The sequence below is a fragment of the Trinickia diaoshuihuensis genome (genome assembly GCF_003390925.1).
In the GTDB taxonomy this organism is placed as follows: Bacteria; Pseudomonadota; Gammaproteobacteria; order Burkholderiales; family Burkholderiaceae; genus Trinickia; species Trinickia diaoshuihuensis.
In genome coordinates, this window is sequence record NZ_QUBS01000024.1 from 150,061 (window position 1) to 176,657 (window position 26,597).

26 protein-coding genes are annotated in these 26,597 nt (G+C 63.8%); 13 read left to right on the forward strand and 13 right to left on the reverse strand.

The window, feature by feature from the left end; genetic code table 11:
* Nucleotides 1-22: 22 nt before the first annotated feature.
* On the reverse strand, nucleotides 23-739 hold the full coding sequence (locus tag DXT59_RS06685; protein ID WP_116136121.1) for a surface-adhesin E family protein: 717 nt from the start codon (nucleotides 737-739) through the stop codon (nucleotides 23-25).
* 149 nt (nucleotides 740-888) lie between these two features.
* Here DXT59_RS06685 and DXT59_RS06690 point away from each other — a divergent pair, with 149 nt between their 5' ends.
* The 7 genes from DXT59_RS06690 to DXT59_RS06720 all read left to right on the forward strand — a co-directional run bounded on the left by DXT59_RS06690 (nucleotide 889) and on the right by DXT59_RS06720 (nucleotide 7,983).
* Nucleotides 889-1,440: a DinB family protein gene (locus tag DXT59_RS06690; protein WP_116136159.1), complete on the forward strand. Its 552-nt coding sequence runs from the start codon at nucleotides 889-891 to the stop codon at nucleotides 1,438-1,440.
* A 128-nt stretch (nucleotides 1,441-1,568) separates the two neighbouring features.
* A complete protein-coding gene (locus DXT59_RS06695; protein ID WP_116136122.1) occupies nucleotides 1,569-1,706 on the forward strand; it encodes an entericidin A/B family lipoprotein in 138 nt (45 codons plus the stop codon).
* 296 nt (nucleotides 1,707-2,002) lie between these two features.
* The gene (locus DXT59_RS06700) at nucleotides 2,003-3,547 is read left to right on the forward strand and encodes a methyl-accepting chemotaxis protein (RefSeq protein WP_116136123.1); all 1,545 of its coding nucleotides are present in this window, start codon (nucleotides 2,003-2,005) and stop codon (nucleotides 3,545-3,547) included.
* Between the two features lie 163 nt (nucleotides 3,548-3,710).
* Nucleotides 3,711-4,676 carry a class I SAM-dependent methyltransferase gene (locus DXT59_RS06705; protein WP_116136124.1) on the forward strand — a complete coding sequence of 322 codons (966 nt, stop codon included), beginning with the start codon at nucleotides 3,711-3,713 and terminating at the stop codon, nucleotides 4,674-4,676.
* 242 nt (nucleotides 4,677-4,918) lie between these two features.
* The gene (locus tag DXT59_RS06710) at nucleotides 4,919-5,161 is read left to right on the forward strand and encodes a DUF3311 domain-containing protein (RefSeq protein ID WP_116136125.1); all 243 of its coding nucleotides are present in this window, start codon (nucleotides 4,919-4,921) and stop codon (nucleotides 5,159-5,161) included.
* Nucleotides 5,158-6,708, forward strand: coding sequence for a monocarboxylate uptake permease MctP (mctP, locus tag DXT59_RS06715; protein WP_116136126.1), 1,551 nt, complete (start codon nucleotides 5,158-5,160; stop codon nucleotides 6,706-6,708). The genes DXT59_RS06710 and mctP overlap by 4 nt, the downstream gene beginning before the upstream one ends.
* A 138-nt stretch (nucleotides 6,709-6,846) precedes the next feature.
* Entirely contained in the window at nucleotides 6,847-7,983 is a 1,137-nt protein-coding gene (locus DXT59_RS06720; protein ID WP_116136160.1) for an FUSC family protein, read from the forward strand.
* On the opposite strand, the gene DXT59_RS06725 is transcribed toward DXT59_RS06720, so the two are convergent.
* The 5 genes from DXT59_RS06725 to DXT59_RS06745 form a co-directional block, all read right to left on the reverse strand.
* Nucleotides 7,958-8,377 carry a VOC family protein gene (locus tag DXT59_RS06725; RefSeq protein WP_116136127.1) on the reverse strand — a complete coding sequence of 140 codons (420 nt, stop codon included), beginning with the start codon at nucleotides 8,375-8,377 and terminating at the stop codon, nucleotides 7,958-7,960. The two genes, DXT59_RS06720 and DXT59_RS06725, sit on opposite strands and share 26 nt — an antisense overlap.
* 34 nt (nucleotides 8,378-8,411) lie before the next feature.
* Nucleotides 8,412-9,365 (reverse strand): transaldolase, encoded by a 954-nt coding sequence (gene tal, locus DXT59_RS06730; RefSeq protein WP_116136128.1) that lies wholly within the window; start codon nucleotides 9,363-9,365, stop codon nucleotides 8,412-8,414.
* A gap of 161 nt (nucleotides 9,366-9,526) precedes the next feature.
* Nucleotides 9,527-10,750: a benzoate/H(+) symporter BenE family transporter gene (locus DXT59_RS06735; protein WP_116136129.1), complete on the reverse strand. Its 1,224-nt coding sequence runs from the start codon at nucleotides 10,748-10,750 to the stop codon at nucleotides 9,527-9,529.
* A 98-nt stretch (nucleotides 10,751-10,848) separates the two neighbouring features.
* Nucleotides 10,849-12,024 carry a vWA domain-containing protein gene (locus DXT59_RS06740; RefSeq protein WP_116136130.1) on the reverse strand — a complete coding sequence of 392 codons (1,176 nt, stop codon included), beginning with the start codon at nucleotides 12,022-12,024 and terminating at the stop codon, nucleotides 10,849-10,851.
* A gap of 49 nt (nucleotides 12,025-12,073) precedes the next feature.
* Entirely contained in the window at nucleotides 12,074-12,916 is an 843-nt protein-coding gene (locus DXT59_RS06745; RefSeq protein ID WP_116136131.1) for an AAA family ATPase, read from the reverse strand.
* 248 nt (nucleotides 12,917-13,164) lie between these two features.
* On the opposite strand from DXT59_RS06745, the gene DXT59_RS06750 reads away from it, so the two are divergent.
* Nucleotides 13,165-13,533 carry a c-type cytochrome gene (locus tag DXT59_RS06750; RefSeq protein WP_116136132.1) on the forward strand — a complete coding sequence of 123 codons (369 nt, stop codon included), beginning with the start codon at nucleotides 13,165-13,167 and terminating at the stop codon, nucleotides 13,531-13,533.
* 51 nt (nucleotides 13,534-13,584) lie between these two features.
* Nucleotides 13,585-13,953, forward strand: a complete 369-nt coding sequence (locus tag DXT59_RS06755; protein WP_116136133.1) for a c-type cytochrome — start codon at nucleotides 13,585-13,587, stop codon at nucleotides 13,951-13,953.
* A 146-nt stretch (nucleotides 13,954-14,099) separates the two neighbouring features.
* Here DXT59_RS06755 and DXT59_RS06760 read toward each other — a convergent pair whose 3' ends face one another.
* Entirely contained in the window at nucleotides 14,100-14,531 is a 432-nt protein-coding gene (locus DXT59_RS06760) for a DUF1841 family protein (RefSeq protein WP_116136134.1), read from the reverse strand.
* Nucleotides 14,532-14,730: 199 nt separating this feature from the next.
* On the opposite strand from DXT59_RS06760, the gene DXT59_RS06765 reads away from it, so the two are divergent.
* Entirely contained in the window at nucleotides 14,731-15,663 is a 933-nt protein-coding gene (locus DXT59_RS06765; protein WP_116136161.1) for a DMT family transporter, read from the forward strand.
* 49 nt (nucleotides 15,664-15,712) lie between these two features.
* Here the strand turns inward: DXT59_RS06765 and nth are convergent, their stop codons facing one another.
* Together nth and rsxB are read right to left on the reverse strand one after the other, a co-directional pair.
* Nucleotides 15,713-16,357 (reverse strand): endonuclease III, encoded by a 645-nt coding sequence (gene nth / locus DXT59_RS06770; protein ID WP_116136135.1) that lies wholly within the window; start codon nucleotides 16,355-16,357, stop codon nucleotides 15,713-15,715.
* A 31-nt stretch (nucleotides 16,358-16,388) separates the two neighbouring features.
* A complete protein-coding gene (gene rsxB, locus DXT59_RS06775; RefSeq protein WP_116136162.1) occupies nucleotides 16,389-17,210 on the reverse strand; it encodes an electron transport complex subunit RsxB in 822 nt (273 codons plus the stop codon).
* Nucleotides 17,211-17,500: 290 nt separating this feature from the next.
* On the opposite strand from rsxB, the gene DXT59_RS06780 reads away from it, so the two are divergent.
* A complete protein-coding gene (locus DXT59_RS06780) occupies nucleotides 17,501-18,133 on the forward strand; it encodes a TetR/AcrR family transcriptional regulator (protein WP_116136136.1) in 633 nt (210 codons plus the stop codon).
* A 76-nt stretch (nucleotides 18,134-18,209) separates the two neighbouring features.
* Here the strand turns inward: DXT59_RS06780 and DXT59_RS06785 are convergent, their stop codons facing one another.
* Together DXT59_RS06785 and DXT59_RS06790 are read right to left on the reverse strand one after the other, a co-directional pair.
* The gene (locus DXT59_RS06785) at nucleotides 18,210-19,487 is read right to left on the reverse strand and encodes a polyhydroxyalkanoate depolymerase (RefSeq protein ID WP_116136137.1); all 1,278 of its coding nucleotides are present in this window, start codon (nucleotides 19,485-19,487) and stop codon (nucleotides 18,210-18,212) included.
* A 260-nt stretch (nucleotides 19,488-19,747) separates the two neighbouring features.
* Nucleotides 19,748-21,613 (reverse strand): glycoside hydrolase family 15 protein, encoded by a 1,866-nt coding sequence (locus tag DXT59_RS06790; protein ID WP_116136138.1) that lies wholly within the window; start codon nucleotides 21,611-21,613, stop codon nucleotides 19,748-19,750.
* A gap of 279 nt (nucleotides 21,614-21,892) precedes the next feature.
* Here DXT59_RS06790 and DXT59_RS06795 point away from each other — a divergent pair, with 279 nt between their 5' ends.
* Entirely contained in the window at nucleotides 21,893-22,138 is a 246-nt protein-coding gene (locus tag DXT59_RS06795; protein WP_116136139.1) for a hypothetical protein, read from the forward strand.
* Between the two features lie 30 nt (nucleotides 22,139-22,168).
* Here the strand turns inward: DXT59_RS06795 and DXT59_RS06800 are convergent, their stop codons facing one another.
* Nucleotides 22,169-22,327, reverse strand: a complete 159-nt coding sequence (locus DXT59_RS06800) for a DUF3096 domain-containing protein (protein WP_116136140.1) — start codon at nucleotides 22,325-22,327, stop codon at nucleotides 22,169-22,171.
* A gap of 216 nt (nucleotides 22,328-22,543) precedes the next feature.
* Between DXT59_RS06800 and DXT59_RS06805 the strand changes: the two genes are divergently transcribed.
* Nucleotides 22,544-23,746, forward strand: a complete 1,203-nt coding sequence (locus DXT59_RS06805; protein ID WP_240324421.1) for a lactonase family protein — start codon at nucleotides 22,544-22,546, stop codon at nucleotides 23,744-23,746.
* Between the two features lie 346 nt (nucleotides 23,747-24,092).
* Here the strand turns inward: DXT59_RS06805 and DXT59_RS06810 are convergent.
* On the reverse strand, nucleotides 24,093-26,597 hold a 2,505-nt coding region (locus tag DXT59_RS06810), incomplete at its 5' end, for a DNA translocase FtsK (protein ID WP_275895764.1).

A 26,597-nucleotide genomic window follows, 5' to 3' on the forward strand; every position in this document is an offset into this window, starting at 1 on the left:
AGGGGGACCGGTCATGGTCCGTTCATATTATGAATTTTTCGCCGGTTCGGCAGCGCCAAAACCCCGTTAGAACGCGCCATCGTGTTGGGGGAGCGCTCGTGGTCGCGGCACTGGCTGCTTGGCTCTGCCTCAATTGTCGAACCGAGTTTTCGATGCTCTTTTTCTGCTCGGGCGTCATACCTGAAATGCCGCTATTTGCTGCGATCGGCGTTTCAGGCTTTATCCGAAGCGGGTAGCGAGCGTCGTTCGGCCAATTGCTATGCGCCTGCGCGCAGGCAAGTTCGGCTTCGGCGCCGATCAACGAATGCGCAAAGATGTCTTGCCGGTTTTGTTGCTCGCCGTCGGAGAGCGGTTGCGATCGTACCAAGTCGCCATTCGCTCGTCGGGTATTGACGTGCAGGATCGAAAACTTGCCGCCGGCGCAATCGAACAGATAGTGGGCTTCCGCTACCTTGTAGCTGTAGCTCGTCGAGGGATTTTGAATCTTTTCGTAGGTGTCCCTTTCCCACGCCGTAATGGCACCATCGCCGTTTTCGCGCACGGAATTCAGATCGACTTCCGCCTTTGAAAACAAAGTCAACGAATAGGGCGGTACGGCCTTGACCCAGCGAGGCGGTGCTTTTTGCTGGGGATCCGCGGGTAATGCCGCGAGGGCGTCCCCGCTTGGTGCGCGTCGCTCGTTGCTCGCGCATCCCGCGCATAGCGTGGCGATCAGTGCGCAGAGTATCGTCAACTTCATTGTTGGATCAGGCCGGTCGTTGTTATGAATGAAACGCGGTGCGCACTCGAGCGGGTATTATGCCACCGGCTATGTCGCACCCGATCCGCGATGCGGCACCGGCAATGCCCGAGCCCGGCTATCCACTCAAGTCAAAGGAGAACAAGGTGATGAGCGCGAACGACCTTTTATCGCGAATGCTGAAGTACCAGGCCTGGGCAAACTCGGAAGTGCTCGAGGCGATGAAAGGACTCGACGCCGACCGGCATGCGGCCGAAAGGCATGCCACGCTTCGGATCATGAATCATTGTCTCGTCGTCGGCAAAATATTCGCCGCGCACCTCGTCGGAAGAGAGCACGGGTTCGCGGCGGACAATACGCCCGATACGCCTGAACTCGAGGTACTGCATTCGGACCTCGCGCGTGTCGATGCGTGGTTTCTCGAATACGTCGACGCCGCCGCGCCCTCCGTGCTGAGCGAGTCGGTTCCGTTCGCCTTTACCGACGGCGACAAAGGTTACATGACCCGCGAAGAGATGCTTACCCATGTCGTGATTCACGGCGGCTATCACCGCGGGGAGACGGTCGCGGTATTGAAGCGCGTTGCGCTCGCCGTCGGACCGCAGTTCAAGTTGCCGCGCGATACCTACGCGGTCCATCTGCATGGAGCCGAGCCGTCGCGCCGAGCCCAAGGCCTCGCTATCGCCGCTCCGTCGGTTTGATCCGCCGTAACGAAATGGTGTCAGGCACACCCCTTGCTCAACAGCCGGTAAGCGATCATTCGACGCTCGTCTTGCTCAACAGCCGGTAAGCGATCATTCGACGCTCGTCTTGCCAAGGGAGGACTCTCATGACACGACTCATCGCGCTGTTGTTGTTTGCAAGCACACTTGGGTTGACCGCCTGCCATACGGTCGAGGGCGCCGGCCAAGATATTTCGAAGGGCGGCCAAGCCATCAGCAATTCGGCGGAGCGTCATTCCGACTAGCCGCCCATTGCCGCGCTCGGATACTTAAGCGCGCTTAATCCAGGCATATCAATCAGCCATCGTTTCGGCTGATCGGACCTCTGGATCGCAATTGTCGACTGCCGATTGCCGATTCAGAGGTCTTTCACTTTGCGCGCGAAAATAATACGACGATTGCGCGGCGCGGCAAATCGCGGAATTGCAAAGTACACCTCAAGTTCCCCGTAAGACAGCCGTTAAATCGTCGTCGGCACCCACCGCGGTTATTGGCCGCATCGGGCCGCCGCCCCGTCTTACACTTTCTGAGGTTTTGTTCGATGCGCAACAACGTGCCTGTCACCGGCCGGGAACATGAGTTGTCCGATGACGCAACCCTCATGTCGACAACCGACGCGCAAAGCTATATCACTTATGCAAATTCGGCGTTCGTCGAGATCAGCGGCTTCTCCGCCGAGGAATTGGAGGGGCAGCCGCACAACGTCGTGCGTCACCCGGACATGCCGCAGGAAGCCTTCGCCGATATGTGGGCCACGCTCAAAGGCGGCGAGCCTTGGACGGCGATCGTCAAGAACCGGTGCAAGAACGGCGACCATTACTGGGTGAGGGCCAATGCGACGCCGGTCGTGCGCGGCGGACGTCCGATCGGCTATATGTCGGTGCGCACGAAGCCTTCGCGCGAGGAGATCTCCGCGGCGCAAGCGCTTTATGCGGATTTTCGCGAGGGCCGTGCCGGCAATCGCGCGTTTCATAAGGGGCTCGTCGTCCGCAAGGGATGGCTCGGCTTTACTAGCGCGCTCAAGACGATGTCCGTGCGCTGGCGCATCCGCACGGCGCTGATCGCGTTGCTGGCGATGCTCGTCGGCGCCGCAGCGGCGGCCGGGCAAAGCGGCGCCGGACTCGGCGTATTCGGCGCGGCGGCATGCGTCGCCTGCGTGCTCGCGTCGCTTTGGCTCGAAGCGCAGATCGCCGGGCCGCTCGAACGGCTGCGCGAACATGCGCTCGAGGTGGCGTCGGGACAAGGGCGGCAATTGGCCGAAGCCGGCCGCGTCGACGAGATCGGCATGACGCTGCGCACCGTCAATCAGATGGGGCTTATGTTCCGCTGGCTGGTCGACGACGTCAGCGAGCAAGTACGTCACGTGCAGCAATCGATCAATGAATTCGCGCAAGGCAATATCGACCTGAGCTCGCGCACGGAACAAGCGGCGTCGAGCGTGCAACAGACGGCGTCCTCGATGATGCAAATGACGTCCACCGTCAAGAGCAACGCGGAGACGGCGGCAGCCGCGAATCAGCTTTCGAGCACCGCGAGCGAATCGGCATCGGCGGGCGGGCGCGCGGTGTCCGAAGTCGTGCATACGATGAACGACATCACGACGAGCTCGCGCAAGATCGCCGACATCATCGGCGTGATCGACGGCATCGCATTCCAAACGAACATCCTCGCATTGAACGCGGCCGTGGAAGCGGCGCGCGCGGGCGAGCAAGGCCGCGGCTTCGCGGTCGTGGCCGGCGAGGTGCGCAGCTTGGCCCAGCGCAGTGCGACCGCGGCCAAGGAAATCAAATCGCTGATCGACGCGAGCGTCGAGAAGGTCGATTCGGGCGCCAAACTCGTCGACGACGCGGGCCGCACGATGGACGATATCGTCGCGCAGGTGAAACGCGTCTCCGACTTGATCGCGGAAATCAGTTCGTCCACGAACGAGCAAAGCGCCGGCGTGCTGCAAGTCGATCGCGCCGTCAGCGAGCTCGACAACATCACGCAGCAAAACGCGGCGCTCGTCGAGCAGAGCACGGCCGCCCTAGCTAGCCTGAAGCAGCAAGCGACGCGCCTCGTCGATGCCGTCGGCGTGTTCCGCTAAGGGATCGCGCCTCGCGACATCGCGCTCGCTTCGACGGGTACCGCGCCAGTACCGATAGAGGCGAACGCGTTCCGCCCACCGCCCGCGAGTGCGGGCGGTGCCGCGGACAGTGCTATCCTCTCGTCCGATTCAACCCTGCGCTTGCGGGCGCACTCATCTTTCCATGACCGATCTCATCAAGCGCGCTTCGGCCGAAGCGCGCGCTTTTGCACGCGGCAAGCGTGAGCAACGCGACCAACGCGACCAACGCAACGAACGCAACGAACGCAACGAACAAGGCAAACGCAAGCGTTCGCGCGCCGGCGCAGCCGACGATTTGGAGCACGACGCCGCACCGCGCATCGAGTTGCCGCGCAAACCGCGTTTCGCGCCCGTCACCTTCTCGGAAGAACGCGGCGTGCGCTATCTGCACTTCGGTACCGAGTGGGTGCAAGGCGCGATGCGGATCAACAAGCCCGACCGGATCGAGCTCGAGTACGCGGAGCAGATGATGGCCTGGCTGCTGTTCTTGGAAACGCCGAAACGCGTCGTTCAACTCGGCCTGGGCGCCGCGGCGCTGACCAAGTTCGCCTATCGCTTCTTGCCGCGCGCGCATGTGGAAGCGGTGGAGCTCAATCCCGCGGTGGTCGTCGCGGCACGTACGATGTTCGCCTTGCCGCCCGATGATGCGCGCCTGACGGTGCACGAGACCGATGCCTGGGATTTCGTGGGTGACCGCGCCAATCACGGCACGATCGGCGCTTTGCAGATCGATCTATACGATGCGACGGCGCGCGGCCCCGTGCTCGACACCGTCGCGTTCTATCGTGCCGTGCGCGCCTGTCTGACCGGGGCCGGTGTGGCAACGATCAATCTGTTCGGCGATCATCCGAGCTTCGTGCGCAACATGAAGCACTTGAACGCGGCGTTCGACGGCCGGGTGATCGCGCTGCCCGAAGTGCACGAGGGTAATCGCATCGCGCTCGCGTTCTCCGGTCCGGCGCTCGATGTTTCGTATGCGGCGCTCGAGCGCCGCGCCCGGTTGCTCGAAGCGAAACTGGGCTTGCCGGCCCGTCGCTGGATCAAGGCGCTGCGCGAGGCGAACGCGGCGCGCACCGCGAACGCACCGGCGGATACGTTCAGTATTTGAACGCGCAACGAACTGCCCGCCCGCGCCGTGCGAACGCGCGCCGGGCGGGCTTGCCGCGTGCGGCGCAGCCCCGGGTCTGTCCCGCTTGACCGCTCGGGCAACGCTCTTATACTCTTCCCAAGCTTAATAAGCTGAACGTTGCCGGCCGGCCGCTCCATATGGGGTTTCGGAACGGTTCAATTCGGGTCGTCGCCTTCGCGGGGATGTCCCGCGGGGTGAAAAAGAGTAAAAGAGGAGACGTCATGGCTCACAACGCCGACGCCAATCGAGCCTCCAAGCACTGGCTCTGGCTGCTGGTCGTGCCCTGGATCGCAATGATCTGGGTACCGTCGTACAACAAGATCGATCCCCAACTGTGGGGCTTTCCGTTTTTCTATTGGTACCAGTTGTTCTGGGTACTCATAAGCGCCGTCATCACGGGCGTCGTCTATTTCAAGACCAAATCGCGTTCGACGCCGGGCGCCTCTGCCGGAGACGCTCGATGAACGCAACAGCAACCTTCGTCTTCGTCCTGTTCTTCATCGGCGTGACGATCCTCGGTTTCGTCGCCGCGCATTGGCGGCGCGGGGACTTGGCCCATTTGGAGGAGTGGGGTCTGGGCGGACGCCGCTTCGGCACGATCGTCACGTGGTTCCTGCTCGGCGGCGACTTGTATACCGCCTACACGTTCGTGGCCGTACCGGCGCTCGTGTTCGGCGCGGGTGCGACGGGCTTTTTCGCGCTGCCCTATACGATTCTGATCTATCCGTTCGCGTTCGTCGTCTTCCCGAAGCTGTGGGCCGTCGCTAAACGTCATGGCTATGTCACGTCGGCCGACTTCGTGAGCGCCCGCTATGGTAGCCGTACGCTTGCGCTGGCGGTCGCGGTGACGGGCATCGTCGCGACGATGCCCTACATCGCGCTGCAACTCGTCGGTATCGAAGTCGTGATCGGCGGGCTTGGGTTCGACACGTCGGGATTCGTCGGCGATCTGCCGCTGATCATCGCGTTCGCGATTCTCGCCGCCTATACTTATACGTCGGGCTTGCGCGCGCCGGCCATGATCGCCGTGGTCAAGGACTTGCTGATCTACATCACGATCATCGCCGCGATCATCGTCATTCCGGCGCAACTGGGCGGCTTCGGTCACATTTTCAGCATCGTGCCGCCCGCCAAGCTGCTGCTGAAGGCACCCGACGTCTCGAGCATGAACGGCTACAGTGCCTACGCGACGCTGGCCGTCGGCTCCGCGCTGGCGTTGTTCCTCTACCCGCACTCGGTGACGGCGATCTTGTCCTCCTCCTCGGGGAACACGATCCGCCGCAACATGGCGATGCTGCCCGCGTACTCGCTCGTGCTCGGCTTGCTGGCGCTGCTCGGCTACATGGCGCTGGCCTCGGGCGTGAAGGATATGCCCGAGTTCGCGCCGTACTTCAAGGCGTTCGGGCCGAACTTCGCCGTGCCGGCGCTGTTCCTGCACTTCTTCCCGTCGTGGTTCGTCGGCGTCGCGTTCGCCGCCATCGCGATCGGCGCGCTCGTGCCGGCCGCGATCATGTCGATCGCCGCCGCGAACTTGTACACGCGCAACATCCACAAGGAGTTCGTCAATCGCAACATGTCGCACGATCAAGAAACGGGCGTCGCCAAGCTCGTTTCGCTGATCGTCAAAGTCGGCGCCGTCGCGTTCATTCTCGGTCTGCCGCTGACTTACGCGATCCAGTTGCAGTTGCTCGGCGGCATCTGGATCATCCAGACGCTGCCCGCGATCGTGCTCGGCCTGTACACGCGTAAGCTCGACCCGCGCGGCCTGCTGGCGGGCTGGGCGGTGGGTATCGCCGTGGGCACGTGGATGGCCGCCTCGACCGGCCTCAAGAGCTCGATCTTCGCGATTCATCTCGGCGGCTATGCGATCCCCGGCTATGCGGCCGTCTGGTCGCTGATCGTCAATCTCGCGGTCGCGATCGTCGTCAGCGTCGCCGTCCGTGCGATCGGCATGAGCCATGCCGAAGACCGTACGCGCCCGGAGGACTATCTGGACGTGGTAGAAGGCTAAGCGCACCGGGCCGCTCGCTCCATGCGAGCGGCCCGGCACGTTGATAAAAGAGGCGGCCGAGTGCCGCCTCTTTTTTCGGCCGTCGTATTCGACGTCCGTATCGACGCGCCGCCGCATTTCGCCGACAATTGCACGGTGATGATCCGTTTCCGCCCCGTCCGCTGGCTTGCGAGTTCGCTCGCGAGCGTTCTGGTTTCGCCGTACTACCGCTACCGTCATGCAAGCGTGCTGCATGCCGTGCGCGTGGGATTGGCCATGCTCGCCTCGATTCTCGTCACGACGGGCATTCACGTGCCGAACGGCATTTGGGCTTCCGTGACGGTGCTCGTCGTTATCGGCGGGTTGCAGCACCACGGCAACATTCGTAAGAAGGCCGCCGATCGTGCGCTTGGCACGCTGCTGGGCGCGCTTGTCGGGCTCGCGCTGATCGCACAGTTGCACGTGATCGGGTCGATGCCGCTCACCTATTTGCTGATGGCGATCGCAACGGGGGTCTGCGGGTACTACGCGATCGGCAAGGCCGGCTACATCGCACTGCTGACGGCGATCACGATCTGCATCGTCGCCGGCCACGGCGACAGCACGATCAATACGGGCTTATGGCGCACGCTGAACGTTTTGATCGGTATCGTCATCGCGCTTGCGTTCTCGTTCGCCTTACCGCTTTACGCGACCTATTCGTGGCGCTATTTGCTGGCGCGTAACCTGCGCGACTGCGCCCGCATTCGCGGCAGGATCGCACGGGGCCGTCCGCTCGATGTGGAAACGCATGTCGCGGCTTTCGCGGCGCTGAACGGGCGGCTCGTGAAACTGCGCTCGCTGATGCCCTCGGTTGCCAAGGAGGTCGATATTCCGCTGAAGCGCTTGGAGGCGATACAGCGGCTCCATCGTTCGACGTTGAGCGCGCTCGAGATGATGTCGACGAGTGCCGCGATGCATCCGTCGGCCGGGGCCGAGATGGGCGACGATGCCCGCGCCGAGCGCGACGCGTTGCTCAGAATGGCCCGCGCGCTGCGCTTCGGCTCGCATTCCCGCGCGGGACAGCGCTTGGCCGTGCCGTCGCTCGGCTCGCCCGTGTCGCTCGCAGGCGATGGCGAGCGAAGCGGGGCGCCCGACGACACGATGCCGGGACCGCGCTGGATCGCGGGCTGGTTCGCGCAGCAAGTCGAGGTGCTGCGCGCGTTGCTGGCCGATACCGAACCGCATTGGCACATCGAGGGCGATGCGGCCGCCGCGCGCTGGGCCAAGGCTACGGCGCCGAATTCTCGACGTTGACCATCCAAGGCACGCCGAACTTGTCGACAACCATGCCGAAGCCTTTCGCCCAAAACGTCGGTTGCCAGGGAAAACGAATCTGCCCGCCTTGCGCGAGTGCTTCGAACAGCTTCTCGCCTTTAGCCGGACTATCGAGCGATATGGAGATGCTGAAGCCCGAATAGGCCGGCGCGGCTGTTTCGTTGGGATTGCCGTCGGTGGCCATCAGCGTCGTCTGACCGACCTTGAAAGAAGCGTGCATGATCCGTTCGCCCGCTTCTCCCTCGGCGGCAAACTCGCCCGGGGCATCCTTGTGGCGCATCTTGAACGTGACTTCCGCCCCGAGCGCTTGCTCGTAAAACGCAAGCGCTTCCTCGCAGCGTCCGTAAAAATGCAGATACGGTTGAACCACCATGGCGATTACCCCCTTCGTCTGCGTGAAATCGGGCTCAGCGCAGCGCCTCGATCAGCTTTTCGAGCTTGATCGCGTCGGCCGCGAACGCGCGGATCCCTTCCGCGAGCTTTTCGGTGGCCATCGCATCGTCGTTTAGTTGGAAGCGGAACGACGGCTCGTCGATGGCGATGCGTTCGATTTTCTCGCCTTCGCTTGCCTGCGGCGAAAGCTTGCGTTCGACCGTTTCGTTGCTGTCATGCAGCTTTTGCAGCAGATCGGGGCTGATCGTCAGCAAGTCGCAGCCCGCCAGCTCGATGATTTGATTGGTCGTGCGGAAGCTCGCGCCCATGACCTCGGTCTTGTAGCCGAAGCGCTTGTAGTAGGCGTAGATGCGGCGCACCGATTGCACGCCCGGATCGTTCGCGCCGCCCATCTTGGCCTCGTCCCAATCTGCGCCGGCTTGCTTCTTGTACCAGTCGTAGATGCGGCCGACGAACGGCGAGATCAGCTTCGCGCCGGCTTCGGCGCACGCCGCGGCTTGCACGGGCGAGAACAGCAGCGTCATGTTGCAGTTCACGCCTTCCTTTTGCAGGACTTCGGCTGCGCGCACGCCTTCCCAGGTCGAGGCGAGTTTGATCAGGATGCGCTGGCGGTCGATCCCGGCGGCCTCGTAAAGCTTGATGATTTCGAGGCCCTTGTCGATCGAGCGCTTGGCGTCGAACGAAAGACGCGCATCGACCTCGGTCGATACACGCCCCGGGATGATCTTCAAAATTTCGGTGCCGAACGCGATCAGCAAGTGATCGATGATCGCGGTGGCGGGCTTGCTTGCGTGCTCGCGCACGGTTTTCTCGAGCAGGGGCTTATACGCGTCTTTCTGCACCGCCTTGAGGATCAAGGACGGGTTCGTCGTCGCATCTTGCGGCTTGTATTGCGCGAGTTGCTGGAAGTCGCCCGTATCCGCGACGACGATGGTGTGCTGCTTCAGTTGGTCGAGAGCGTTGGTCATGGTCGATTCATTAGCGCTTGACAGCGCCTCCGCTATGGGTTGGATGAGGGTCGCACGCTTAAACCGCCTAGGCGGCGCGACCCGCTGCAAATGTGACTATTTTAGGCCCGTCGGGTTCAGGCTGCGAAGGCGGCCCGAAAATGCGCGTCGGCGGCCGATCTCTACGGCCGCCGAGCGTTCAGCACCACTTGCGTGATCACGCCGGCGACGAGTCCCCAAAACGCCGATCCGATCGAGAGCAGCGTTAGACCCGAAGCCGTCACCATGAACGTGACGAGCGCCGCTTCGCGCTCGCGGACATTGCTCATCGCATTGGTCAGGCCGCTCATGATGGAGCCGAACAGGGCTAGCGCCGCCACCGATACGACGAGCGCTTTCGGCAAGGCGGCGAACAGCGCGGCGATCGTCGCGCCGAAGATGCCGGCCACGAGGTAGAACAAGCCGCACCAAAGGGCCGCGGTATAACGCTTGTTGCGATCCTCGTGCGCTTCCGGGCCCGTGCAGATCGCCGCCGTGATTGCCGCGAGCGTGACGCCGTGCGATCCGAACGGCGCGAGCAGCATCGAGGCGATGCCCGTCGTCGAGATCAGCGGCGCCGACGGTACCGAATAGCCGTCGGCGCGCAGTACCGCCATGCCGGGCATGTTTTGCGACGCCATCGCCACGACGAAAAGCGGCACGCCTAGACTGACGGCGGCCGACAGCGAGAAGTGCGGCGCCGTGAAGACCGGATGCGCGAGCGCGACGTGAAAGCGGCTGAAATCGATGAGTCCGAGCCCGGTTGCAACGGCCGTGCCGGCGACGAGCGTCGACAGAATCGCGTAACGCGGCGCGAGACGCTTCATGAACAGGTAGACGAAGAACATCGTCAACACGAGCGTCGTCTGGTATTGCGCCGCATGAAAGATCTCGATGCCGATTTCGAACAGGATGCCGGCCAATAGGGCCGCCGCGATGCCGGCCGGCACGCGTCTCATGAGCGCGTCGAACCAGCCCGTCAGGCCGACGGCGGTGACCAGTAGCGCACTGACGATGAATGCGCCGATCGCATCGGCGTAGGGAACGTGCGGCAATGCGGCGATGAGCAGCGCGGCGCCGGGCGTGGAGAAGGCGACCACGACGGGCGTGCGAAAGCGCAGCGACAGTCCGATCGTGGAAAGCGCCATGCCGATCGACAGCGCCCAAATCCATGAAGAGACTTGCGCCTCGGACAGTTGCGCCGCGCGGCCCGCCTGGAACACGAGCACGAGCGAACTCGTATAGCCGGTCATCATCGCGACGAATCCGGCGACGATCGAATGCAGCGACGTATCGGCGAGCGGGCGCACCAGGGCGCGGCGGATCGAAAAGGGACCCGGCAGTTCGGGCGCGGAGGGGGAAGTCATGGATGCTTGAGACGAGGCGGCGGCTAAAAGGGAAGGCTAAGCGGGAAGGCTAACCGACATAACGGCTATACGACTCGAAACGCGTGCGAGGCGCGGGGTTATTTACTGAGCCTGCGCATTGCCGTCTCGAGCCCCGCGAGCGTCAGCGGGTACATGCGTTCGCCGAGCAACTGCCGAATGATCGAGACGGATTGGCGATACTCCCACAACCCTTCGGGCTCCGGGTTCAGCCACGCGTGGTGGGGAAAGCGGTCGGCCAGGCGGCGCAACCACACGGCGCCGGCCTCTGGGTTGTTGTATTCGACCGAGCCGCCCGGTTGCAGCACCTCGTACGGACTCATCGTGGCGTCGCCGACGAAGATCAGCTTGTAATCGGGCGTGTATTTGTGCAGGACGTCCCAGGTCGGCATGCGCTCCACGTGCCGGCGCCGGTTGCTCTTCCACAGATGGTCGTAGACGCAATTGTGGAAGTAGTAGAACTCGAGGTGCTTGAATTCGGCCTTGGCCGCGGAAAACAGTTCCTCGGTGCGCTTGATGTGGTCGTCCATCGAGCCGCCTACGTCGAGCAGCATCAGCACTTTGACCGTATTGTGCCGCTCCGGCACCATCTTGAGATCGAGCCAGCCCGCGTTCGCGGCCGTACTGCGGATCGTGTCGGGCAGATCGAGTTCGTCGGCCGCGCCTTCGCGCGCGAAGCGGCGCAGCCGCCGCAACGCGACTTTGATGTTGCGCGTGCCGATTTCGACCTGGTCGTCGTAATCGCGGTAGCCGCGCGCCTCCCAGACTTTGACGGCCGTTCGATTGCCGGCCGATTGACCGCCGATGCGCACGCCCTCGGGGTTGTACCCGCCATTGCCGAACGGCGAGGTGCCGCCCGTGCCGATCCATTTGCTGCCGCCTTCGTGGCGCTCCTTTTGCTCGTCGAAGAGTTCCTTCAAGCGCTCCATCAGCTTGTCGAGCCCGCCCATCGCTTCGATTTGCGCCTTTTCCTCGGGCGTGAGTTCGCGACGCAACCGTTGTTCGAGCCAGTCGAGCGGGAGTTCGAAGGCGGCGTCGGTTCGCGCTTGAGCGCCGCGAAAGTAGGCGCCGAACGCTTGATCGAACTTGTCGAAGTAGCGCTCGTCTTTCACCAGCGTGAGCCGGGCCAGATAATAGAACTCGTCGAGCGACGGCGCGATCACGCGCTCGCGCAACGCTTCGACGAGCGTCAGGTATTCCTTGACCGACACCGGCAACTGAGCGGCCCGCAGCGAGTAGAAAAAGTCGATCAACATGGCCGATGCCTCTCCATGCGCGAGCGCTTAAGCGGCCGCGCGCCTTCGGTTACCGATTATGGCGATTCATGAACACCAAGCGCTCGAGCAGGCTCATGTCCTGCTCGTTCTTGAGCAGCGCCCCGGCGAGCGGCGGTACGACTTGCTTTTGATCGACCGCGCGCAGCGCCTCGGCGGGGATGTCCTCGGCGAGCAGCAGCTTGAGCCAATCGAGCAGCTCGGAGGTCGAAGGCTTTTTCTTCAGGCCCGAGACGGCGCGCAGCTCGAAAAAGCTCGTCAACGCCGCGCGCAGCAAGTCCTCGCGGATGCCGGGGTAATGCACGTCGACGATCCGCTGCATCGTCGCCGGGTCCGGGAATTGGATGTAGTGAAAGAAGCAGCGGCGCAAGAATGCGTCGGGCAGTTCCTTCTCGTTGTTCGAGGTGATGACGACGAGCGGGCGGTGCTTGGCGCGCACGACCTCGCGCGTCTCATAGACATGGAATTCCATCCGGTCGAGCTCGCGCAGCAAGTCGTTCGGAAATTCGATGTCGGCTTTGTCGATTTCGTCGATCAGCAGCACGGCGGGCACGTCCGATTCGAACGCCTGCCAGAGCACGCCCTTGACGATGTAGTTCGCGATGTCCTGTACGCGCGCGTCGCCCAACTGCGAATCGCGCAGGCGCGAGACGGCGTCGTATTCGTACAGACCTTGCTGTGCCTTCGTCGTCGATTTGATATGCCACTGGTAGAGCGGCATGCCGAGCGAGGCCGCGACCTCCTCCGCCAGCATCGTCTTGCCCGTACCGGGCTCGCCCTTGATCAGGAGCGGACGCTTGAGCGTCATCGCGGCGTTGACGGCGAGCTTGAGATCGTCGGTGGCGACGTACTGGGACGAGCCTTCGAAGCGCATGGCGGCATGCTCTCTAAGAAAAAAACCCAGTATAAGTCAGAAGGGCTAGGCGGCTTCCTCGAGCCGCTTTATGGTGTCGGACGGCGCGTGCCCGCCGGCGCCGGGTGGACGCCCGGGCGAGCGGCGCGGTACAATTGCCGCGATTTTTTTGGCCGCTCGTTGCGTTTCCCCACAACAAGAACGGCGCAGCGCCATTGCCCGCAGGCTTTTAGCGGGCGCTCGTTTCCCCTCAAGCCAGGTTAGAACCTATGAACTCTTTCGTCGGCAAACATGTCGTGACCGCAGCGCTTGCCGCGCTCGCGGGGTTTGCGGTGAGCGCGCAGGCGGCCGATGTGGTCGGCAACGCAAAGGCGGGCCAGGGCAAGGTCGCCATGTGTATTGGGTGCCACGGTATCCCCGATTACCGCACCGCGTTCCCCGAGGTCTATCGCGTGCCGATCCTCGGCGGCCAGAACCAGCAATACCTCGAAAACGCGCTGCACGCGTACAAGAAGGGCGACCGCCACTTCCAGACGATGCATGCGATCGCGGTGTCGCTGTCGGACCAGGATATTGCCGATATCGCGGCGTACTACGCCTCGCAAACGCCGGCGTCGAAGAACAATCCCGACAAGTGACCGTCCCATCGGACGCTTTCAGCCACCTCATTTCGCGGGATAGGAGAATTCATGAACAAACCTGATCAGGCATTGCGCTTCGTCGGGGCGGCGCTCGTCGCGGCCGTCGGGGCGGTGGGTTCGGCCCATGCGGCCAGCATCGACAACGGCAAGGCGCTCGTCGAGCAGCACAACTGCGCGGCATGTCACGGCGCGACGTTCACCAAGCCCGTCAGCGGCGATTACCCCAAGCTGGCCGGCCAACACGCCGACTACATCGTCATGTCCCTGCGTCAGTATCAAATGGGCACGGGCAACCCGAACTTCGGCCGCAACAACGCCATCATGCAGGCCCAGGTGCAAGGCTTGTCGCTGAGCGACATGAAGGACATCGGCGCCTACCTCGAGTCGCTCCAGGGCGAACTCGTCGACAAGAAGTAACGCCGGACGCCCCGGCCGTCATACGATAGGCCGCGTTCGCCGATGAGAAAACACCCCGCTTTTCGAACGGGGTGTTTTTTTATCGGCTGCGTGTCCTGCGTCGAGGTCGTATGAGAAGGTCCTGCGACACGTTGTCGCAGTTCCCGTCAATCTCTCGATGCGCGGCGCTCGATCCGGGCCAGGTAGGCGTCGGTATCGGGCGGCGTGTTGGTGCGCTGCGCCTCCCAGATGGTCTCGCCGAGGCAGTCCATGATTGCGTGCTGCGCCTCGTGCGTCGAGCCGAGCCGCGCGGCGAGCCGGTCGTGCGCGGCGCGAATGCCGGGCGGCTGATCGATCGAAAGTTGCTCGCTGATCGCCAAATGCATCGATAGATGCAAAAACGGGTTCGTGCGGCCCGCCTCGGGCGCGTACTCGGCCGCGGTGGTGGCCTCGTCGGCCAGTTCGGCATGGTATTCGGGGTGTTCGACGATCCAGTCGGCCGCGATCGCTTCGAGCGGCGTGAGGATTTCACCCGCGCGCTGCTTGCGCCAGGTGTCGATGAAAAAGCGTCGGACTTCGTCGCGGCTCGGGTTGAACATCGTGTGAATCGACCTCCGTTTCGGTGATGCCGCGTGGCGGGGCCCTGCCGCGGCCGCCGCTCGGAGGCAATCGGGTATTTTACGCCCCCTAGCGCGGTACGCGCCGGGTCCCGTATCGCGGGTAGAATCGACCGCCGCCGCGTTGCCCTCTGTGCCGTTCATGCCGTCGGCGGCAACGACAATCACGATCCTCTCGCAGATGCCCGATCTCAACGCCCACTCCCGCGCCGATATGGTGCGCGGTGCTTTACTCGTTGCCCTGTCGGCCAGTGCGTTCGGCGCGATGGCGATCTTCGGTCGCTATGCCTATGCGGGCGGCACGGATGTACTGGGTTTGCTTACGCTTCGTTTCGTGATCGGCGGCACGCTGCTCGCGGCGATCGCCTGCCGCCGAGGGGTGCGTTGGCCGCGGGGCCGTGCCTTGGCCGGCATCGTCGCGATGGGCGCGCTCGGTTACGTGGGGCAGTCGCTGTGCTACTTCGTCGCTTTGCAGCACGCTCAGGCGAGCCTCGTCGCGCTGTTGCTTTATTTGTACCCGGCCTTCGTGACCGTATTGGCCGCGCTATGGCTAGGCGAGCGGCTCACGCGCGTGAAGGCCGCGGCCCTCGTGCTGTGCCTGGCGGGCTGCGCGGTGATGGTCGGCGGCGGGCACGGGGAGCCGCTCGGTATCGGGCTCGGACTGGCGGCGGCCGTCGTGTATTCGCTTTATATCGTAGCCGGTGCGCGCCTGACGCGGGGCGTCGATCCGTTGGCGACGACGGCCGTGGTCTGCTTGTCCGCGGCGGCCGTCTTTTGCGGCGTTTCGATCGTACGCGCATCGTTGGGCATGCCGCCGCATCTGCCGGCAACCGCACTTGCCTGGGCGGCGCTCGGCGCGATCGCGCTCGTCTCCACGGTCACCGCGATGCTCGCGTTTTTCGCGGGACTCACGAGGCTCGGCGCCGCGCGCACGTCGATGCTGTCGACCCTGGAGCCTGTGGTCACGGTCGTATTGGCGGCCGTATTGCTCGGCGAGCGTCTGACGCTGGTCCAATGGTGCGGCGGCGCTGCCGTCCTGGCCGCGGTCCTTTGGCTCGTGCGCGCCGGAGGCGGCCCGCACGAGCAAGCCGTGGCGCTGGAAGGCAACCTTTAGATCGCGGCCGAAGCAGCGCGCACGGTCGAGCAAGCGCGCCGCGGCGAAGTCAAAGTTCGGGCGGCGGCGTTTTCGGCCGGTACTCGCATAGCGGTTCGATCGCGCAGTGCCAGCATTCGGGGCGGCGCGCCTTGCAGACGTAGCGTCCGTGCAGAATCAGCCAGTGATGCGCGTCGTGGAGAAACTCGCGCGGGGTGAACTTCTCGAGCGCGGCTTCGACCGCGCGCACGTCCTTGCCCGGGGCGAGCCCTGTCCGATTGGCAACGCGAAAGATGTGCGTATCGACGGCGATCGTGGGCTGTCCGAAAGCCGTGTTGAGCACGACGTTGGCCGTTTTGCGGCCGACGCCGGGCAGACTTTCCAAGGCTTCGCGCTGCGCGGGCACCTCGCCGCCGTATTGCTCGAGCAAGATGCGGCAGGTGGCGATGACGTTTTTCGCCTTGGTGCGGTAAAGCCCGATCGTCTTGATGTACTCGACGACGCCTTCTTCACCGAGCGCGAGCACGGCTTGCGGAGTATTGGCCACCGGAAACATCTTGCGCATGGCCTTGTTGACCGATACATCGGTCGCCTGCGCCGACAGCATAACGGCGATCAGCAATTCGAACGGCGTCGTGTATTCGAGTTCGGTCGTCGGATGCGGATTGAGGCTTTGCAACGTCTCGTAGATGGCGCGTCGTTTTTGTGCGTTCATGCTGCGCTTGGGCGGACGGTTGGGGGGGCGGTCAGGGTTCGCTAGGCGTGGCCGGGCCATTGGGCTCGTCGTCGCGATCCTCGCGCGGCGGGGCCAACCGTTGCCGCCGTGCTTCGGCGGCATCGATCTGGGCTTGCACGTCCGCGGTGACGTTTTCGACGTTTTTCGGCGCGATGCCTTGCGCCGCCAGCGCTTCCTTCTTTTGACGGGCCCGTTCCATCGCGGCCTGAATAATGGCGCGCTTTTTCGCGGCCTCGTCTTGCTCCGTGGGTTGTGCCGCGCAGGCAGCCGCGCTCGCGGCCGCTTCGGCGCGGCGTGCCGCGGCGCGCGCTTCGGACGCTTGCCGCTCGCGCGCGAGACGCGCGGTGCGCAGATCGTGCCGCATCCTGGCCGCATCGGCTTGGGTCTGGCTCCAGGCATCCCAGCCGGTGCGCTGGCCCGTGACGGGCACCATCGCGATGCAGTCGACGGGGCAGGGCGGGACGCACAAGTCGCAGCCCGTACAAAGTTCGGCGACGACGGTATGCATGAGCTTGGGGGCGCCGACGATCGCATCGACGGGACAAGCCTGCATGCACAAGGTGCAGCCGATGCACAGCGTCTCGTCGATGACGGCGAGCGGTCGTGCCCGCTCCTCGCCGTTGCCGGGATTGAGCGCGATGACCGGCTTGCCGAGCAGCGCGGCGAGACGAGCGATCCCTTGCGCACCGCCGGGCGGGCACTGATTGTAGTTCGCCTCGCCGCGCGCGACGGCCTCGGCGTAAGGCCGGCAGCCGTCATAACCGCACTTCGTGCATTGCGTTTGCGGAAGCAGATCCTCGATGCGGTCTGCGAGAGTTACACGATCGATCACGTTGAAAACGTCAAGAAACAAGCGGGCGACACAGCGAGCGCGCGGCACGCGCCGCCAGGCGTTGCGCGCTGGATGGGTGCGCGGGGCGCTTCGCGTGCGGGAAAAGAGCGCATTATCGCCGATTTCCCGGATTGCCATTGGTCACCCTTGTGCCATAATCGAAGCGCTTTTTCGCACGAGGCGCATGCAGTTTCCCAAAAAAATGGCGCGCTCGTTCACGCTGCCGGCGTAGGTCAAGGAGGGCCGGGCGCGTGACGGGGCAACGCGGCTCACGAAGCAAAAAGGCCACCATGAATCAATCGAAAATCAAAAGAGATCCAGAAGGGACGCGGCGCCGGATTCTGCTGGCCGCGGCCGAGGAATTTGCGAATGGTGGTTTGTTCGGCGCCCGCGTCGACCAGATTGCCCGGCGGGCGGAGACGAACGAGCGCATGCTCTATTACTACTTCGGTAGCAAAGAGCAGCTTTTCACGGCGGTACTCGAACACGCTTTCGGTGCATTGACCGAAGCGGAAAAAACGCTCGATCTGAACGGCATTGCGCCCGTCGAAGCCATCACGCGGCTTGCGCACTTCGTTTGGGACTACTATCGCGATCATCCCGACTTGCTGCGTCTCATCAACAACGAGAATTTGCACGAGGCGCGCTATATCCAACGATCGTCGCGTATTCGCGAAATGATTTCGCCGATCGTGGCGACGCTGTCGTCCATATTGGAACGAGGGCAGCGCGCGGGACTCTTCCGCGCGAATATCGATCCTTTGCGCTTGTACGTTGCGCTCTCCGGCCTCGGCTACTACATCGTGTCCAATCGATTTACGCTCGAAGCGTCGCTGGGCCGCGATTTCAGCTCGCCCTCGGAGCGCGCCGAGATGATGCGGATGAATACCGAGTTGTTGCTCGCGTACCTGATGCGCAAATAGAGCGCCGGTAGCGCCGGCGAGCCCGGACGCGAAATGGGCCGCATCGCGCGATGCGGCCCATTACCTGCCCATGCGCTTACGCTTCGATCGGCTCGCGCGCGCGTTTCGTTTCGCGATTGTGCTCGAGAATGAAATCGCGCAATTGCGGATAAATGATCGTGCGCCACCGGCGGCCCGAAAAGATGCCGTAGTGGCCGCACTTTTCCGCCGTGAAGTGATGCTTTTCTTTCTCGGGGATGCCCGTGCACAGGTCGTGCGCGGCACGCGTTTGGCCGCAACCCGAGATGTCGTCCAACTCGCCCTCGATCGTAAAGAGCGCCGTCTTCTTGATGTCCTGCGGACGGACGAGCTCCCCGTCGATCTCCCACGTACCTTCGGCCAGCCTGAATTCTTGGAAGACGATGCGGATCGTATCGAGGTAATACTCGGCGGCCATATCGAGCACCGCGTTGTACTCGTCGTAGAAGCGGCGGTGCGCCTCGGCGTCGTCCTCGTCGCCGCGCAACAGGCTCTGATAGAAGTCCCAATGCGAGGCTGCGTGGCGTTCCGGGTTCATCGCGACGAAACCGGCATGCTGCAGGAAACCCGGATATACATGGCGCCCGACGCCCGGATAGTTCGGCGGCACCGTATGAATGACGTTGTTCTCGAACCATTGGTACGAGCGCTGCATGGCCAGCGAGTTGACCGAGGTGGGACTGCGCCGCGCGTCGATCGGACCGCCCATCATCGTCATCGTACGCGGCGTGTCTTCGCCGCGGCTCGCCATCAACGAAATCGCGGCCAGCACGGGCACCGTCGGTTGGCAAACGGAGAGCACGTGCAGGTTCTTCGCGCCGATGTGACGAATGAATTCTTGGATATAGGCGACGTAATCGTCCAAATGGAAGGCGCCGTCTTCCAACGGGACCATCCGCGCGTCGACCCAATCGGTGATGTAGACCTTATGGTCCTGCAGCAGCGTACGGACCGTATCGCGCAACAAGGTGGAATGGTGTCCGGACAGCGGCGCGCATACCAGCACGATGGGCTCGTCCTTCAATTGCGCCACGGCGTCCGAATCGTCGGCGAACCGTTTGAAGCGCAGCAGCCGGCAAAACGGTTTTTCGATAATCGTTTGTTCGATGATCGGGATGTTATGACCGTCTTTGACGATTTGATGAATGTCGAACTCGGGCTTTTCGTAATCCTTGCCGAGCCGATACAGCAATTCATAGCCTGCCGACAGGCGCGTCGCGCCGGGTACATAAGCGAAGGGGCTCGCCGGGTTGGCGAACGATTTCGACGCGGCTTGCGCCCAGGCGGTCAGCGGGTTCAAGAGCGCGCGCTGAAACTCGTAAAACTGGTAAAGCATGGTTTGGGGCTCCCGCGGGGTAGGGACGGGGCAATAAAATGCGGCGCTCGGCGTCGCGGCTGGGTACCGCACGGGTTGCTCGTTGCTGGCTCGTGGCGATTCTTACTCGGTTGATGATAAAGGAGAAACGCCCTTGGTTGCAATGCAGCATTCCGGCGTGCCGGCCCAGGACTTTCCCGGATACTGCTGCGCAGCAATCGTGCCGATAGCGGCGGGTTCCGGCGGCGGCCGCAGACGGGCATTGCCCCCGCCCGGCGCCCTTATAGCGACTCGTTGTCCAGTACCGGGGCCGGATCGCCGCCGGTGCCGGGCGGATGCCCCGTGGCTTGCGCGATCGATTGCTCGTGGCGCATCAAATTGAGCCCCGTATGGACGAGCGCCACGTGCGAAAACGCTTGCGGAAAGTTGCCGGTAAAGCGGCCCGTATCCGGATCGTACTCCTCGGAGAGCAGGCCGACGTCGTTGGCGAGGCCCGCCAAGCGTTCGTACATCGCGTGCGCTTCTTGCATGCGCCCCTGGAGCGCGAGGTTATCGACCATCCAGAAGCTGCAGGCGAGGAACGTGCCTTCGCCGGGAGGCAGACCGTCGTCGACCTGGTGGGTGCGGTAGCGGCTCACGAAGCCATCGAACATCAGATCTTTTTCGATCGCCGCCATGGTCGAGGCGATGCGCGGATCGTGCGGCGGCAGAAAGCCCACGAGCGGTATCAGCAGCAGGCTCGCATCGAGTTCGTCGCCGCCGTACACCTGAGTGAAGCACTGCCGCTCCTCGTTCCAGCCTTTGGCGCAGACGTCCGCGTGAATGCGCTCGCGTACCGAGCGCCATCGATCGATCGGCGCGGAGAGGTTGAACTTTTCGGCCGACCGGATCGCCCGGTCGAATGCCACCCAAGCCATGACTTTGGAGAACGTGAACTGGCGCGGCCCGCTGCGCACTTCCCACAGTCCTTCATCGGGCTCCACCCAAATCGCCTCGAGGTGTTCGAGCATCAAACATTGCACGGCCCAAACGTCGTTGTCGCCATCGAGCCCCCCGACACGCGCGAGGTGCAGCGCGTTCATCACTTCGCCATAGATATCGAGTTGCAGTTGCCCGACCGCCTTATTGCCGATGCGCACCGGGGCCGCGCCCTCGTAACCGGGCAGCCAGCCAAGCTCCATCTCCGGGATCCGGCGCTCGCCGGCGACGCCGTACATGATTTGCGCTTGCGCGGGCGAGCCTGCGAGTGCGCGCTCGAGCCAGACGCGCCACGCGCAGGCTTCGTCGTAAAAGCCGCAGCGCATCAAGGCGAGCAGGGTGATCGTGGCGTCGCGCAGCCAGCAGTAGCGGTAGTCCCAATTGCGCGAGCCGCCGAGCCGTTCGGGCAGCGACGTGGTGGGTGCCGCGACGATGCCGCCGGTCGGCTTGTACGCCAGCGCCTTGAGTGTGATCAGGGACCGCCGGATCGGCTCGGCATAGCGGCCCCGCACGTCGCATTGCCCGATCCAGTCTTGCCAGTAGCGCTCGGTGTGCTCGAGCAAGTCGAACGGATCCTTCGCCGGCGGTAGCCGTTCGTGGGAAGCCGAATACGTCAGCACGAACGGGATCCGGTCGCCCGCGGCCACCGTGAATTCCGCCACGGTATGCATGTTTTCGCCGCGCAGCTCGGCGCTCGTGCGCAGCACGACGGTGTCCGGCCCGACCACCGCTTTGATGCCGCCCATGCGGTGCTCGCCGCCGGGCGCGAGCCGCGTCACCCACGGGACCGACAGGCCGTAGTCGAAGCGCAGCGTCAACGACATACGCATCGGCACTTGGCCGCGCTCGCCTACGACGATTCGCACGAGTTCGGAGCGGCCATTGCCGGGCGGCATGAAGTCGATGACGGTGACGGCGCCGTCGGGGCTCTCGTGACGCGTCTCGAGAATCAGCGTTTCGCCGCGGTAACGCCGAGTGCTTGCGACCGCTGTGCCCGGCACGGGTTCGAGTCGCCACGAGCCATGCTCGTCGGAGCCGAGCAGCGCGGCGAAGCAGGCGCCCGAATCGAAACGGGGCCAGCATAGCCAATCGACGGAGCCTTCCCGAGAGATGAGCGCGGCCGTATGGCCATCGCCGACGAGAGCATAGTCTTCGATATGCGCGGGCATGGTGTCGTTTTTTCTCCTGCTATCCGGGCGAATGCCGATACGAATACGGCGGCGAATGCGTGTCAATGTACATGCGCGCCGGCCCGATCGTGCAACGCTTACGCGTCGTGCCGGGCGGACCGGGCCGGAAACGATTTTGCATTGCCACGGCGAGAAATGGCTGGCTACAATCGGGCTTCGGGGATTCCGGCCGTGCGCTTCCGATATAACGAGCTATCCAGAACGCGACGCACTCGGCCTCCAAGCTAGTCATCAATACCCAAAGTGAGAATTGACGCCATGCTGAATCCGTCGAAGGTGGACTGCATCAAAATCCTTTCCGCGGCACGCGAGCTTGACGGTGACGCCATGCTCCCACTGGACCCTCGCAGCCTCGGCCTCACGCGCAACGCCATGGAAACGGCGGCCGCGTTTTTGATCGAACGTGCCTGCTTCAAGCGTCACCGTGACGGTGACGGTCATTATGCTGTGGGCGGCTTGTCCTTGCAGGGCAAGCTGCGGCTCGACCAATTCGTCAACGGTTGAGCCGCCTAGGTACGTGCCCGCGGCGCTCGCTCAGAGATGCAGCGAGTGCGCGCCCGGGCCGAGCAGTCCTAGCAATCCGATGATGATGAGGTAGAGCGCGACGATGTAGTTGAGCAGTCGCGGCACGATCAGAATCAAAATGCCCGCGATCAGCGCGGCAATCGGTCCCAAGCTCACGAAGATATTCATAGCGGCTCCTTTGATTTCCTTTTTAGTGCGGAGAAATGGGCGCGACATGTCGCCGTTTGCCCGGTGCGTCGCGCGTCCAGTCGGAAACATGCAAACGGCCGGCCTGACGGCAATGCGAACTCCGGCGGCTTCCTACTTTAGAGAAAAACTGTATTGGGGTCGCTCCCTGGGAGATTTTTTCTTATGCTTCGAACGGTTCGCGTCATGCACCGGCGTATGTTTGGCGCCGTTTTCCAGAGGCGGCTCACCGCGCTCGCCGTTGCGTGCGCCATGAGCGTCGCGCCCGCGCTGGCGCAAGAGATGGCACCGGATGCGGCCGCCGCGGGTACGTACGATTTACTCGTCGGTACCTATACCGCCGGCAAGAGCCACGGCATTTACGTTTATCGGTTCAACGCGGCGGACGGACAGGTGACGCCGTTATCGTCGGTACAGACGGTCAACCCGTCGTATCTCGTCGTCGCGCACGACTATCGGCACGTGTACGCCGTGAACGAATTGCCCGGCGACAACGGCCCCGCAACCGAGCACGGCGGAATCAGCGCCTTTTCGTTCGACCCCCAGGCGGGGCAGCTCACGTTGATCAACCGGGTTTCGTCGGAGGGCAACGACCCCTGCTACTTGGCGTTTTCGCCCGACGGCCGCTACTTGCTAACCGCCAACTATTCGGTAGCAGCCGATCCGGGCGGGAGTTTTGCCGTCTTCCCGGTGCAATCGGACGGCGGCGTCGCGCCTGCCGTACTGGTGGTGCATCACGAGGGCGGCGGACCCGTGAAGGGCCGGCAGGACAACGCGCACGTCCATTCGACGGTGTTCGCGCCCGATGGCCGTTACCTTTTCGCGCAGGACCTCGGCAACGACAAGCTGTACGAATATCGGTTCACGAACGACGGGAGCCGCGGCTTGATCAGTCCCGTACCGGAAGGCTATACGCAGATGCCGCCCGGGTCGGGACCGCGCCATTTAATTTTCGACGCCGGCGGCCGCTACGCTTATCTCACCAGCGAGTTGACGGGCACCGTGACAGCCATGCAATACGCGAACGGGAAGCTCAGGACGCTCCAAGTATTGCGGCTGACCGCCCCCGGCTTCAAAGGGAAAATCGGCGCGGGTGCGATTCATCTGTCGCCGGACGGAAAATTTTTGTACGCGACTAATCGCGGCGACGCCAATGAAATCGTCGTGTTCTCGGTCGATCCTTACGACGGTTTGCTCAAGCTCGTCGGCAGGCAGTCCACGCTCGGCCGCACGCCCCGCGAGTTCGCCATCGACCCGACGGGGCGCTGGCTCATCGTCGGCAATCAAGACAGCGACAGCGCCGTCGTTTTCAAACGCGATCCGACTACAGGCTTGCTGCGGAACCCGGTGCAGCTTTCGATCGGGTCGCCCGTCGATTTTCACTTCACACCGTCGTCCTAACCCTTTGCGGCAGGGCGTCTTACGGGTTTTTACGCCGCAAAAACAAAGAGAGCCTACGCGTCAGAGCAAGCGCGTAGGCTCGAATCTACCGCCTCACGGGGGGCGGGGCGGCAGGGGATGACCGGCTCCGTCTCGCGACGGAACGCCGCGGCCCGCGATGATCGGTGGCCGCTGGCGATTTCACGCTCTCGAGCAGCTCCTGTGCCAGCAGCCGGTTAGCCGAAATGCATAGCGCCAAGGTAGGACTTGCCGGCTCATGCCCGATGGGACCGGCGTCGCGCCGAAATTGCCTTCGACCGGCTAGTTCTTGCAACGGGCCGGCACGATTTACGCGAGGATATGGGGGTCACGGCTCGCCGCTCGGCGGCGCGATGACTTCGCGGCTGCCGTTCACGCCCATCGCCGACACGAGGCCGGCCGCTTCCATTTGTTCGACGAGGCGCGCCGCGCGGTTGTAGCCGATGCGAAGTTGCCGTTGGACGGCGGAAATCGATGCACGGCGCGTGCGAACGACAAAGGCCACGGCTTCGTCGTAAAGCGGATCGGCTTCGGCATCGGGCGCGTCGCCGAACAGATCTTGCGAGGCGCCTTCCGTTGCCGGTCCGTCGAGGATGCCTTCGATATATTCGGGCTCGCCGAATTGCTTCAAATGCTCAACGACGCGATGGACTTCCTCGTCGGCGACGAACGCCCCGTGCACGCGTTGCGGATAGCCGGTGCCGGGCGGTAGAAAGAGCATGTCGCCCTGACCGAGCAGCGATTCGGCCCCCATCTGATCGAGAATCGTGCGCGAGTCGATCTTCGAGGAAACTTGGAAGGCGACGCGCGTCGGAATGTTCGCCTTGATGAGTCCGGTGATGACGTCGACCGAAGGGCGCTGCGTCGCCAGAATCAGATGAATCCCGGCCGCGCGGGCTTTTTGAGCCAGCCGGGCGATCAATTCCTCGATCTTCTTGCCCGCCACCATCATCAGATCGGCAAGCTCGTCGATGACGACGACGATCAACGGCAACGGCGAGAGCGGCTCGGGCGCGTCGGGCGTCAGCGAGAACGGATTGCCGATCTTCTTGCCGGCCGCCTGGGCGTCACGCAGCTTCTGATTGAACCCTGCGAGATTGCGTACGCCCACGGCCGACATGAGCCGGTACCGCTTTTCCATCTCCCCGACACACCAATTGAGCGCGTTCGCGGCGAGCTTCATGTCGGTGACGACGGGCGCCAGCAGATGCGGGATCCCTTCATATACCGACAGTTCCAGCATCTTCGGGTCGATCATGATCAAGCGCACTTCCTCGGGCGTGGCCTTGAAGAGCAGCGAAACGATCATGGCGTTGATGGCGACCGATTTCCCGGAACCGGTCGTGCCGGCGACGAGCATATGCGGCGCCTTGGCGAGATCGGTGACGATCGGATGGCCCGTGATGTCCTTGCCCATCGCGAGCGTCAATTTGGATGCCGAATTTCGATACGGGCCAGCGGCCAGGATCTCCGATAGGCGGATCGTTTGCCGCTTCGCGTTGGGCAATTCGAGCCCCATGCAAGTCTTGCCGGGGATCGTTTCAACGACGCGGATGGAGGTCAGCCCGAGTCCGCGCGAGAGGTCCTTCATCAAACCGACGATTTGGCTACCGCGCACGCCGAGCGCGGGCTCGATCTCGAAGCGTGTGATGACGGGGCCCGCCGAGGCGCCGACGACGGTTACCGGCACCTTGAATTCCTGCAAGCGTTGCTCGATCAACTGGCCGGTTTGCGCGAGCTGCTCGGCGGGAATCTCTTCCGTTTCATTCGAGGCGGGCTCCAGCAACTCGAGCGAGGGCAATTCGACGGCGGAGGCGGCCGGTGCTTGGAACGTGAACTCGGTTGCCGCGTGGCCGCGTAGCGGCGTTCGGGAGCCAGCTTCAGCGCTTGCGGGCGAGCTGTTCGCCGCCGCCGCGGGGCCAGCGAGGCTCTCGGCCGGTTCCGGCGCAGGCTCGGCAGCGTGGCTGACATGCGACGCCGTGGTCGATGGCGCCTCGATCGGCGCGAGCGGGGCGGTAGATTCGGCGGCGCTTGGATGCGCAGGCGCCGCCGGCGACGGCGTCAGGATCGCAGGATCCGGCGCCGGGCGAGGAGCCGGCTGCTGCGAGGAGGCCAGCTCCAATAGGACGGGTGCGGCCGGTGGCGCGGGGCTCGGGGCGGGCGCCGGATCCCACGGCGGTTCCACATGCGCCTGAGCGTGGGCCGGCGAGCCGCTGTCAACGATACCGGGGCTGGGCGCAGGATCCGTGGGGGCTTCGGGCTCGGCGGCCGGCGGCGGTGTCGTCGAGCTTACAGGCGCAACGTCCTCCGGACGCACCTCGATGGGCGCTTCGTCAAGGTACATGGCCGGCGCGGCGGCGCTTGCCGGCGCTGCGTCGGCATCGGTAGCGTGCGGCTCTTCACCCGCTCTCGTTTCGTCCGGTTGTTGGTCCGATCCAGCCATTTGCGGATCGATAACGTCGTCCGTGAAGGGCGGCGGTGGCGAGTCCACCGGTTCGGGCGTGGGCGAAGCTGCCTCCGGCCGCTGCGCCGCGGCCGCGCCTCGCCGGGCGAGGCTCGAGCTCGCCAGCGCCGTCCATTGGGCGGCGTTTGCTTCGATAGCCTTTAGCGTTTCGAGTACGCTCGGCGGCGGCTGGATATGCTCGGATGACCCGGGAGCCTCGTCCTGCGTCCCGGCGGCGGTCCGTGCCGGCACCGTTCGAGCAGCCGGATCGGTTTGGACGGCCGGGCTAGCGGGCACGGGCGGCGGCGAGGCCGGCGCCGCTAGGCCCGATGCGGGCGCTGCCGAGAGACCGGCGGCCGCCGCGCGCGCTGTGGCCTGCGCTGCCGCGGC